Consider the following 12,020-nt stretch of genomic DNA (forward strand, 5'->3'; position numbering starts at 1 on the left):
CAAGATAATATGAATAATAATACGATGAGTTTTAAAGTTTATTGTGCGCTAATTCCTCTGCTGGCCTTGTTTACATCGTCAGGAACTCGCGCAGATAACGAACCCATAATGATCACTGTGACTAAGGGATTCGGTTTGTCTTTGTATGCTTCGGATTTGGGCGATGCAAAGCAGATGGCGATAGGTGACGAAGGCACACTTTTTGTCGGTTCCTATAAGTCAGGCACCATTCAGGCGCTGGTTGACAGCAACAATGATGGTCGGGTAGACAAACGCTACATGATAGACAAAGGTCTGGACTACCCCGAAGCGATCGCCTTTTACAAGGGCGATCTCTATGTCGCAGAAAATGAACGTATTATTCGTTATCTGGATATCGAAAATCGTCTGCGCCGTCCGGGTCGGCCTAAAGAGGTTTATGAGCATCTGCCAGAGCAAGTCAACAAGAGCAGCCGAGCCATGCACTTCGGCCCAGATGGTAGACTCTATGTGGCTATCGGATCTCCTTGTAATGTGTGTGAGCCACAGGCACCTTTTGGCAGCATCATTGCCATAGACACGCAGACGGGCAGTAGCGAACAGATAGCCACAGGTATGCGCACAGTAACAGGCTTTGACTGGTCACCTGTGGATAACAAATTGTGGTTTGCCGATCAGGGGCGTGACTGGATGGGTGACAGATTGCCGCCAGATGAGATTAACCGCATCGATCGACAAGGCGCCCATTATGGCTTTCCTTATGTCCATGCGACCAGCGTGTTAGAGCCCGCCTATGAGAAACCCAAAGGGCTTAAGGTCACGCCGCCTGTGTTTGAGTTGCCCGCCCATGTGGCGCCCATGGGGCTGCTTTTTTACCGGGGAGATCAGTTTCCGCAGCGTTACCACGACCAGCTTTTTGTGGCCGAAAATGGCTCCTGGAACCGTTCCAGTAAGATAGGCTATCAGGTCACCATGCTAAGTCTCGAAGGGCAGCAGGTGACTAAGCGTCAGACTGTGGTCAGTTTCCTCGACGGTGAGTTTCCAGTGGCTAGACCCTACGGTCTTACCATGGCGCCCGATGGCGCGATTTATATATCCGATGATTTAAAAGGCAATATTTACCGCCTGTATTACAAAGGGGGAAATGATGCCGATGAAAACGAATAGAGTGAACAACAGGATCCAAACTAAATGAGTGACGCGATAGAGCTAAGCCTTGATGGGGTCGAGCAGATCCCGCTAAGACGTTTCACCGAAGATGCGTATCTGAATTACTCCATGTACGTCATCATGGATCGTGCATTGCCTCATATCGGCGATGGTCTCAAGCCTGTGCAGCGTCGTATCATCTACGCCATGAGCGAGCTGGGCCTGTCGGCGCAGTCTAAGCATAAGAAATCGGCTCGTACCGTGGGTGACGTATTGGGTAAGTATCATCCCCATGGCGACAGCGCCTGTTACGAAGCCATGGTCTTGATGGCACAGCCTTTCTCCTATCGCTATCCCTTAGTCGATGGTCAGGGCAACTGGGGTGCGCCGGATGATCCTAAGTCGTTCGCCGCGATGCGTTATACCGAGGCGCGCCTGTCTAAATTCTCCGAAGTTTTGCTGAGCGAACTGGGTCAGGGCACGGTCGACTGGGGTGCTAATTTCGACGGCACCATGAAAGAGCCTTTGGTGCTGCCTGCGCGCTTACCTCACATCTTACTTAATGGCATTACAGGTATTGCCGTGGGTATGGCCACAGATGTGCCGCCCCATAACGCGAAGGAGCTGGTGAACGCCTGTGTCGAGCTTATCGATAATCCTAAGGCGGATCTGGATCGTTTGATGGAGCTGGTGCCTGGACCCGATTATCCCACAGAAGCGGAGATCATCACCCCTAAGGATGAGATAGCCAAGATCTACAGCACGGGTCGCGGCTCTATCAAGGCGCGGGCGGTTTACACCATAGAGTCGGGCGAAATCGTGATCACTGCGTTGCCACATCAGGCCAGCGGCAGCAAGATCTTAGAACAGATAGCATCTCAGATGCAGGCCAAGAAGCTGCCTATGGTGGTGGATCTGCGTGATGAGTCGGATCATGAAAGCCCTGTGCGTATGGTCATTGTTCCGCGCTCGAACCGGGTCGATTGCGATCAGTTGATGGCGCACCTGTTTGCCACCACAGATCTGGAGAAGAATTTCCGCGTTAATCTTAACGTGTTGGGGCTGAATGGTCGCCCGCAAGTGAAAGGGCTTAAGCAGCTGCTGACCGAGTGGTTAGAGTTCCGTTTAACTACGGTGAGAAAACGTCTGGAACACAGACTGGACAAGGTTCTGGCTAGGCTGCATATTCTCGAAGCTTTGATGACAGCCTTCCTCAATATCGACGAAGTGATAGAGATCATTCGTTTTCATGACGATCCTAAAGCCGAGCTGATGGCGCGCTTTAACCTTAGCGATGAGCAGGCCAATGCGATCTTAGATCTGAAACTGCGCCACTTAGCTAAGCTCGAAGAGTTTAAGATCCAGGCGGAGCAGAGTGAGCTGGAAGCCGAGCGGGAAAAACTCGAGCTACTGTTAAGCTCTGATCGCCGCATGAAGACGCTGATCAAGAAAGAGCTGCTGCAAGATGGTGAAACTTATGGCGATGACAGACGCTCACCTCTTGTAGAGCGCAGTGAATCTAAAGCCCTAAGCGAGCAGGAGCTGGTGCCGGCAGAGGCAGTGACTGTGGTCTTGTCTGAAAAAGGCTGGGTGCGTTGTGCCAAGGGGCATGATATCGACCCTAAAGCCCTGTCCTATAAGGCGGGGGATAATTTCCTGTGCGCCACATCGGGGCGCAGTAACCAGCAAACTGTGTTTATAGGCAGTACCGGGCGGGCCTTTGCGACAGACAGCCATACCTTGCCCTCGGCCCGTAGCCAGGGTGAGCCGTTAACCACACGTTTTCAGCTTTCCCCGGGTGAAACCATAGATCACGCTTTGATGGGTGAAGAGGGGCAATGTTATCTGCTGGCCTCGGATGCAGGTTACGGCTTTATCGGCGATTACAAGGACATGGTATCCCGTAATAAGGCGGGTAAGGCGCTGCTGAGTTTGCCGCAAGATGCCAAAGTATTGCCGCCTAAGCGGGTAGCAAAAGCTCAGGATGAATCGATTCTGGCGATCACCAATGAGGGGCGCATGTTGCTGTTTTCTGTCGCCGCTTTGCCGCAGTTGGCAAAAGGGAAAGGCAATAAGATCATAGGTATTCCAAGTGAGCGTGCCAAGAGCCGGGATGAGTTGTTGCTGCACTTGGAAGTCGTGCCGGCCGATACCTCTGTCACCCTGTGGGCCGGTAAACGTAAATTGACATTGAAACCCAGCGATCTGGAACATTATCGCGGTGAGCGTGGTCGTCGTGGTGCCAAACTGCCAAGGGGCTTGCAACGGGTCGATAAGGTGGAACTGGGGGAGTCTGAGACTGTGCTTTAAGTAGCAGATGAAGGCTTAAGTTTAAGAAAATAAAAAAGCTGCTTTAAAGCAGCTTTTTTATTGAGAGAAAACTTGTTTCAAGAACATCTTGTTGCTCAGGCAGCAACTGATCCGGGAAATCAGGCTACTTCGTAGAAGTTTGGTGTCACATCGAGGCGAGCCTGAATGATCTGATTGGCCATACGGATACATTTACCACACTGGTCACCTACACCTAAACGCGTTTTCAGCGCATATAGCGTGGTATCACCTTGATCGACAGCCTGTTTGATCTGAGTGTCGGTAATGGCATGGCATAGACAAACGTACATATAGTTACTCTCTCTACTAAGATGTTTGAGAGTATAAGTGATAATGATTCGCAATACCAATAACTCTAAGTTATAAGTTGAAACCGAGGGCGCTAATCTCAGATATAAAAAAGTGTGATCGGCATTGCGCTTTGGTGAAATACCCAGTCCAGGCCGCGATATTTACCGCTTTTACGCTTACCCGCTTTTTCCGCTTAGTCGTCTCAGGCCGTTATTTGGAGCGAGGGGGTTTAATAACCCCGTTCGAAGTTGACTGGATTGCTTAGGGGTTCGTTGTTGAGCAGCTTGTGATAATTATCGGCAAAGATCTCTACCACCTGCTCCGGAAAACTGGGGGCGGCGATATGGGGAGTGATAATGACATTGCTCAATGACCAGATAGGGTGCTCTTGGGGCAGGGGCTCCTGATTAAACACATCTAATATTGCATGTTGCTGCGGGTGCATTGCCAGTTGCTGATAGAGCGCATCGAGGTCCAGCACATCCCCCCGGCCCAGATTAAATAGGGTGGCATCGGGTTTTATCAGACTCAATACCTGCTGGCTTAATACGCCACGGGTTTCGGCTGTGCTGGGCAAAATGGCAGCAATGGCATCAGCCTGGCTGATATGGCGCGGCAAATTGGCCAAGATATCGACTGTATCAAAACCGCTTGTGGGTCTGGCGCCGCGGTTGATCCCTGTAACCTGCATACCGAAATGTTTCGCGGTTTTGGCGATATGTTGGGCGATACTGCCTGTGCCTAGTAGCAGTAGATGCTGGCCCTGCAGTGTCTTAAAGCTGCCTGGCAGCCAGATTTTTTCCGCTTGCTGACTCTTGTACTTCTGATGTTCCCGCTTGTGGGCAAGCAGGTAGCCAAACAGGTATTCGCTCATCAGTGGGCCGAAGATGTTTTTGATATTGGTCAGTTGATAATCCCTGCGCATACGCGGCTTAGTCAGCAGTTCTACTCCGGCATAGGTCGATTGAAGCCACTTTAAATTGCGTGCATGGCCGATTAAGGGGGCGGCCAGGGGCGGCTCGGCCAGCCAGATATCGGCTGCTAATATACTGTTAGGATCGTCACCGAGTAAATTGAGTCTCGGAAGATGGCAGGAACTGAGTAGATCTCTGTATCTCTCGTTATTGCTAGTTAGAAGCAGTAGCTTGTGTTCCATCGCGACTCCTTGCGCTTTATATTTATTGCTAAACAAGGTTATTACTTAGCAGCGTAATTAATAAACAGTCTAATTGAAGATCTTAGCGATAAAAGCGGTTCTTGAAAAATTAGATTATCCAGAGAGGCTTTAGGGCTTTATGACTGTTTATATCATTTTTAGGCTGATCATGATTGAATATACTGCCAGCTGAGATCGGGATAGTTGCTGAAGATGCCATCGACTCCTAACTCCCTGAGATAGTCTATATCATCGTGGTGATCGACTGTATAGACATAGACCTTGGCGCCGCGTCTGTGGGCATCGACCACAAGCTCTGAGGTGATAAAGCTTAGGCTAAGGTGCAAAGAGTAAGCATTCAGTTGGGTCACTATCGCGGCATCATCTCTGGGGATCCCTTCCAATAGCGGCGCGATTAAGGCGGCAGGAAACCGCTGTTTAACCGCTGCGATAAAGTGATGGTTAAAGGAGGAGATTAGCAGCTGCTCAGGCCTGTAGTGAAGTTCAACGAGGATCTTAGGGTAGAGTTCAAGGAAAGGCGTGAGGCAGTTCATCCCCTTCAGCTCGATATTAAGCAGGCACGCTTTGCCCTGCAGAAAAGTGAGCAGATCCCAGAGTTTAGGAATAGGTTCACCCCCGACAGTCACAGTGGCCAGATAAGCTTCACTCACCTCTTCGATGAGCCCAGTGCCGGAGCTTTTACTGTCTAAGCGCCTGTCGTGAAACACATACAGCTCGCCCTCCACATTGTGGATATCTATCTCTATGGCCTTGATCCCGAGATCAAGCGCCTTTTTTATTGCGGCTAAGGTATTTTCCGGGGCGTATCCGCTGGCGCCGCGGTGTGCAAAAACGCGCATTAGCTTCTAATGATCCCTTGAGTTTCTTTGGCGTGCCCACTCTTAATATGGACTTCCAGTTGTGGGTAGGCCAGTTCCAGGTGATTCTCTTTCAGTTTCTTGCTGACCTTATTGTGCAGCGTGTGGCGCAGTGGCCAGCGGGCGCTCATATCCTTGGCGTAGGCACGGATCTCGTAGTCCTGGGTATGCTTGCCAAAACCGGCAAACCAGACTTCGGGCTCGGGTGTGGTTAATGCCTCATCACACTCTTTAACCGCCTGATAGAGCACGGCTTCCACCTTGGCCGGATCTGAGTCTCTGGCCACAGAGACATAGACTATCACCCGGGTGATGGGATCGGACAGAGACCAGTTGATCAGTTGTTCTGTAATAAAGGCCTTGTTAGGCACGATAATCTCTTTCCTGTCCCAGTCGACAATGGTAGTGGCGCGGATCTGTATCTTACTGACGGTGCCGGTTAGATCTCGAATGGTGACTGTATCGCCAATGCGTACAGGCTTTTCAAACAGTATGATGAGGCCGGAGATAAAGTTGGCGAAGATCTCCTGCAGGCCGAAGCCTAAACCGACTGAGAGTGCTGCTACTAGCCACTGGAGTTTCGACCACTCCATGCCCAAAGTTGAAAAACCACTGAGCATACCAAAGAACACCACTAAGTATCGGCTGACCGTGGTTAAGGCGAATCCTGTGCCGGGAGAGAGTTCCAATCTTTGTAGGATCATCAGCTCCAGCAAACCGGGCAGGTTGGTGGCGATCATGAGAGAGAAACCCACGATAATCAAGCCGAGCAGCAGGGATTTCAGAGTGATGGGCAGGGATTGATTGATGCCGTCCACTAGGGTTGAGCTGGTCCAGAGCGTGATGCCATCCAGAAACGAGAAGATGGCGCTGTGGGTCTGGGTCCACAGGCCGATCAAACTGATCAAGAACGCCAGTGTCAGCAGAGAGCGCACTAATCCTAAAGACTGACTGGCGATTGTTTCTAAGTCGACCTCTCTCTCTTCAAAGGTATCGCCTTGTTCTGGTGTCGCCTCATCCTCTTTTTCCCGCTGAGCCAGTATATCGGCGCGTTTGGCCTTGGCGCGGTTAAAGGCGATGCGTCTTCGCTCGATTAGCATCCAGCGTTTGATAAGCAGATAGAGCAACATAAAGCTTAAGGAGAGCAGCAAAGAGAGCTGCAGCTGCAGCAGCATCTGAAATGCCGTGTAGTAATAACCCCTGAAAGCGAGGATAGCGCAGGCCAGGGGCAGGATAAGCAGCACGGCCCAGAGGGCTTTCTGTAGTAGACGTTTGTTCTTGTCATTCTGATGATAGAGGCGATCGCGTCTCGATAGCTGTAGCACATCCTTATAAAATCCAAATAGCATGATGGCGAAGAGGATAAAGGCGCCGCGTCCTAGGCTGTTTCTGACAAGCGAGGTATCAAACACCTCAGTAAAGCCAATGATGCCGACTATGGGCATAGTGATCAGGATAAAGTGGCTTAAGCGTTCCTGTACTGCCTGGATAAGCTTGCCATCGCCTTTGAAGTGGCCGATAAGAATGCCGTTATCTAGGGTAAGTAGACGACCTATCTGGTAGAGCCAATAGAGAGATCCTATGGCGAGCAGAGCCATACCCACGGACGAGACCAGATTTTGCTGTGACAGATAGAAGATCATCCCAGCGACAATCACAGGCAGCGGTTTGATGGCACTGTAAAAGAGAGTGGTGATAAGAGCCCAGAAAGTATAGATAAATTTATCCAGAGTCACCTTGCCAACGAATCCCGCATTATGGGACATGGTGCGGTGAAATCTTGGAGTCAGCAGATCCTGAGTCACCAAACAGAGCACCAGCAGGATCACCCAGGCAGACCAGAGTGAGCTCTGAACCGAGAAGGAAGCGGAGATCTGCTCCCAGGGTGCTTGAGTTAGCAACCAGTGACCGCTTTGCAGCAGATCTTTGGCCCAGAACCTATCTATGCTGTTGGCGTTCGCCACCCAAAACAGATGCTCATTCAGCGTGGTCTTAAGGGTGCGATATTGTTGATTGAGCTGCTCATAGGTAACCCTCAGCTCCGCCAGCTCACCGATATAGAGATCAAAGTTTTCCAGCAGCTGCTTTTGCAGCGTCTGTTGTGACGCCAGCAGTTTTTCTCTCAGCTCATTGACAGTCGCCCCATTGAGGCTGGCATTGGCCAGCACCTGCTCCTGCTCAATCTGATAGCGAGCCAGCCGGGCGTTAGCGATTTCATTGGCAACTTCATCCTGATTCGGTGGCTTAGGCAGGGAGGACAAAATACGTAAAAAGCGCTCGCCAAACGCCGAGTTCAGTTTCACTAAGGCTATTTGTTGCTGAATATTGGTCAGCTGCTTGGCCTGAAACTGATACTGCTTCTCCGCCTGCTCCTGTTTACTGGCCAGCTGGGTCATATCCAGAGTCAGCTGACTTAACTGCTCGCTGTAACCCTGATTTTGCTGATTGAGCTGCAGGGCGAGCGCATCATCTGTGACTAAGGTTTCCATCGTGCTGGCGGCTATGGCGGCGACCGTGGCCTTGTGGCGCTGCAGCGCAATGGCATTATTGAGCTTTTCGATCAGCAGTTCCTGCTGCAAAAGCTGCTTACGCACCAGGTCCATCTGCAGCTGACTCAGGGCTATCTGCTTCTGGCTGCTGGCAAGTTCAGCCTCAAGGGACGAGAGGCTTTGGGCAGAGAGTCGCTTTTGGGTATCGACTAATGGATCTTTATTGGCGGCTGTTTTCTGATATTGAGTCAGAGCCAGATTAGCTTGGGTGATCAGGCTCGGCAGCTGCTGTTGACGTTTAATCAGATCGTTAATCTGTTGGTTTAGATTGGTTTCAACATCTTTGAGTTCTGATAGGCGTAAATAGGCTAAGGATGCCTGCTGAGTCAGGTTTTGCTCCTGCTGCCAGCTGAGGGGGTGGCCGGCTTGCTCTATTTGCTGCTGCAGAGCCTGTTTGCGCGCCTGATATTGATGGCTTATGGCCTCAAAGGCCTTTTGCAGCGCCAGTTGCTGCTCATATTGTTCATCTAGGCGCTGTAACTGTTCTTCTGTGGTGATCTCTGGTTGTGACTCAGTTGTCGTTATGCCCAGATGCTTGTTGAGGGACAGAGGATTATTTGCGCTGACATGGAGAGAAAAAAAGCACAAAAAAAGCAGAAAAATACGAGACATAGTGGCTTATTCGCATCGATGCGTGAACGGACGAATTACAGTATACCAAGATTCTGTTATTTGTGAGCAGATCCCTTACACACAGAGATAAATTCTCCGATTAAGAAACTTGGTGAGCGATATCAATATATTGCCGCTAAATCGCTATGGGTTATTTTGCCGCCTTGGCAGCTCTGTGACTTGACTGAGTCTCATAGATGGCGGTGATCACCACTAAGGCGCCGCCGATGACAGTTTTCAGGGCAAGGGCCTCCCCGAGCAGAAGCAGTGCCAGCACAGCGCCATAGAGGGGTTGCAGGCAGGAGACCAGACTGACAGTTTTGGCACTGAGCTGTCTCAGCGCCGAGGTAAACAGGGCGTGGGGCATGGCGGTAAATACTATGCCTAGCAGTATGATTAGCCACCAGATATGACTCTCTATACTGGCGATCTCGGTTTGATGCCAGGGAGCCAGTACCAGTGCGGCGATTGCAGTCTGATAATACATGGCTTTGGCGCCACTATAGCTGGCAAAATAGCGTTTGTGCAGCAGGTTGCGGGCGGTAAACAGCATGGCAGAGAGAATGCCGATCATTATGCCCAGGGTAACATCGTTGCCTAAGCTGGCTTCTGGGATTAAAAGACTGACACCACAAAGTACGGTCACGCCGCTAAGGAGATCGCGCCCTTTTAGCTTCTCGCCGGTAAAAAACGGCTCGACTAGGACTGTCATCACAGGATAGGTGAAGAAGGCTATCATTCCTATGGCGACAGAAGAGAGTTGCATGGAGGCGAAATAGGTCACCCAGTGCAGACTAACGATGACGCCCAGACCCAAAGCGACATAATAGTCCCGCTGGCTATTGAGGCGCAGCCGAGTGCCGGAGGCTTTGACTATCAGCGCCAGGATGACAGCCGCCACGCAGCAGCGTAGCAGAGTGATATCGAGCGCGCTCAAGGGGATAAGCTTAGAGAAAAGCGCCGTACCGCCAAATAGCAGTACGGCACTGTGTAGTTCGAGTAAACCTGAGCTCTGTCTATTCAATCTGTTTACTGTCTATTCAATCTGTTAATCAAGCTGCGGCGGGTGATTATTTGATTTTAGCGAAGGCCTGACCCATACGAGTCACGGCTTTGGCTTCCACACCTTGGGCAAACTCATCCAGTGCATCTTTGGCGAACAGCATGACAACTGTGCTGCCAAGCTTAAAGCGTCCCATCTCATCACCCTTGTCCAAGGTGATAGCATCCTGGCCTTCGGTCGGGTAATCCCAGGTAAAGACCTTCTTGCCTGTTGGCGGTGTAACTGTGCCTGCCCAGATGGTTTCGATACTGGCCACTATTGTTGCACCGACCAGCACCATGGCCATAGGGCCGATTTCGGTTTCAAAGATGGCGACTACCCGCTCGTTACGGGCAAACAGGCCGGGGACATTCTCTGCGGTGAGTGGATTGACTGAGAAGAGTTCACCAGGCACATAGGTCATCTTAGATAGGGTGCCTTTAATCGGCATGTGGATGCGGTGGTAATCTTTCGGCGCCAGGTAGATAGTGGCAAAGTCGCCCTCTTCGAAACGCGCTGCATCTTTTGCCTGATTGCCCAGCAGGGTGAGCGCCGAATAGTAGTGACCTTTGGCCTGGAAAATACGTCCTGCTTCGATGGGGCCACATTGACTCACGGCGCCATCGACCGGATGAACTATGTAGCCGTCATCTTCACACAGGGGGCGGATACCTGGCTTGAGTGCGCGGGTGAAGAAGGCGTTAAAGCTGGCATAGGCCTCGGGCTGACTCTGAGCCGCCTCGCTCATGTCTATCTTATACTGCTTGATAAACCACTTGATCACACTTGTGGTTACCGCGCCCAGTTCGGCGGCGGCCAATTTACCCACTAATCGCGAGAGCAAGTGTTTTGGCAGTATGTATTGCAGGGCGATTTTCAGTTTGTCCACGTCTTCTATCCTTAAAAATAATTAATCATGCTCATTTCTGAAATGGCGGGCATGACGCTGCTCATCGAGGCTGTCGATGATGCGATGATAATTGTTGTACCTGTCGGTGGCTATCTGACCCGCTTTTACGGCATCAGAGATGGCGCAGCCTGGGTCATCTTTATGTTTGCAGTCTCTGAACTTACAGGTGCCGATATAGTCTCTAAATTCGACAAAACACCAGCCGACCCGCTCGGCGGGCAGATGCCACAGGGCAAACTCCCGCACGCCAGGTGAATCCACTAAATCACCGCCACTGGGAAAATGTAGCAGTTTCGCCGTGGTTGTGGTGTGTTGGCCTAATCCTGAGTTTTCTGACACATCGCCGGTAAGTAGTTCGGCTTCTGGCAGCAAGGCATTAATTAAAGAGGACTTTCCTACACCAGACTGACCAACAAACACGCTGACCTTATCCTTGAGCAGGGATTTTACTGTGTCAACGCCGTGACCATCAAGGCTGCTGACCTGATAAACCTGATAGCCAATCGCCTCATAACGCTTAAGTGCGGCTTCTATCTCGGGGGCATCTTCATCGCTGAGCAGGTCGATTTTATTGAGTATGATAACTGGCTCGATGCCGGTATCCTCGGCGGCCACCAGATAGCGATCGATGATCTGAGTCGTGAAGCTGGGAACCACAGAGGAGACTATAAGGATCTGATCTATATTGGCGGCAATGATCTTAATCCCATCGTAAAGATCGGGACGGGAGAGGGATGAATGCCTGGGGTGTACGGCCTCGACAACGCCGGCAATGGTGGCACTGGTTTCATTGGCTAGACGTACAATGACCTTGTCACCCGTGACTAAGCTTTGGATGTTACGGCGAATATTGCAGCGAACCAGCTGACCATCATGGGTCTCAATATCGGCATGTTGACCGAAGCGGGAGATCACTGTGGCTTCGAGTTCAGGCCCTAATGAGCTATCCTGTATTTCAGGCAAGGATTCGCCTGCTTCCTTCCGCTGTAATCGCTTTTCGTGGTTAGCCCGCATCCGACGGCGCTGACCTTGACTTAGAGGTTTCTTCTTACTCACAGTGTGTCATCGTCACAATAGGTTATTTTGTGTCATCTAAAAAAGCAGTATGATACACGCTCTTAAA

The 12,020-nt window shown here is 50.9% G+C and carries 9 protein-coding genes; 2 read left to right on the top strand and 7 right to left on the bottom strand.

Features of this window, described 5'->3' with window-relative positions; genetic code table 11:
- Positions 1–9 precede the first annotated feature (9 nt).
- Both LZP69_RS00120 and parC read left to right on the top strand, forming a co-directional pair.
- Positions 10–1,146, top strand: a complete 1,137-nt coding sequence (locus LZP69_RS00120) for a PQQ-dependent sugar dehydrogenase (protein ID WP_442800648.1) — start codon at positions 10–12, stop codon at positions 1,144–1,146.
- Positions 1,147–1,170: 24 nt separating this feature from the next.
- Positions 1,171–3,438 (top strand): DNA topoisomerase IV subunit A, encoded by a 2,268-nt coding sequence (gene parC / locus LZP69_RS00125; protein WP_234198029.1) that lies wholly within the window; start codon positions 1,171–1,173, stop codon positions 3,436–3,438.
- 119 nt (positions 3,439–3,557) lie between these two features.
- Here parC and LZP69_RS00130 read toward each other — a convergent pair whose 3' ends face one another.
- From LZP69_RS00130 to rsgA, 7 genes are all read right to left on the bottom strand, one after another.
- Positions 3,558–3,749 carry a bacterioferritin-associated ferredoxin gene (locus LZP69_RS00130; RefSeq protein ID WP_234198030.1) on the bottom strand — a complete coding sequence of 64 codons (192 nt, stop codon included), beginning with the start codon at positions 3,747–3,749 and terminating at the stop codon, positions 3,558–3,560.
- Positions 3,750–3,979: 230 nt separating this feature from the next.
- Positions 3,980–4,906, bottom strand: a complete 927-nt coding sequence (locus LZP69_RS00135) for a D-2-hydroxyacid dehydrogenase (RefSeq protein WP_234198031.1) — start codon at positions 4,904–4,906, stop codon at positions 3,980–3,982.
- Positions 4,907–5,073: 167 nt separating this feature from the next.
- Positions 5,074–5,766: a glycerophosphodiester phosphodiesterase gene (locus LZP69_RS00140; RefSeq protein ID WP_234198032.1), complete on the bottom strand. Its 693-nt coding sequence runs from the start codon at positions 5,764–5,766 to the stop codon at positions 5,074–5,076.
- On the bottom strand, positions 5,766–8,945 hold the full coding sequence (locus LZP69_RS00145; RefSeq protein WP_234198033.1) for a mechanosensitive ion channel domain-containing protein: 3,180 nt from the start codon (positions 8,943–8,945) through the stop codon (positions 5,766–5,768). Before LZP69_RS00145 ends, LZP69_RS00140 begins: the two co-directional genes overlap by 1 nt.
- Positions 8,946–9,096: 151 nt before the next feature.
- Positions 9,097–9,969 (bottom strand): DMT family transporter, encoded by an 873-nt coding sequence (locus LZP69_RS00150; protein WP_234198034.1) that lies wholly within the window; start codon positions 9,967–9,969, stop codon positions 9,097–9,099.
- A gap of 46 nt (positions 9,970–10,015) precedes the next feature.
- The gene (gene asd / locus LZP69_RS00155; RefSeq protein WP_234198035.1) at positions 10,016–10,876 is read right to left on the bottom strand and encodes an archaetidylserine decarboxylase; all 861 of its coding nucleotides are present in this window, start codon (positions 10,874–10,876) and stop codon (positions 10,016–10,018) included.
- A gap of 21 nt (positions 10,877–10,897) precedes the next feature.
- A complete protein-coding gene (gene rsgA, locus LZP69_RS00160) occupies positions 10,898–11,953 on the bottom strand; it encodes a small ribosomal subunit biogenesis GTPase RsgA (protein ID WP_234198036.1) in 1,056 nt (351 codons plus the stop codon).
- Positions 11,954–12,020: the final 67 nt, after the last annotated feature.

This window comes from Shewanella sp. AS1 (assembly GCF_021412565.1).
Lineage (GTDB): Bacteria > Pseudomonadota > Gammaproteobacteria > Enterobacterales > Shewanellaceae > Shewanella.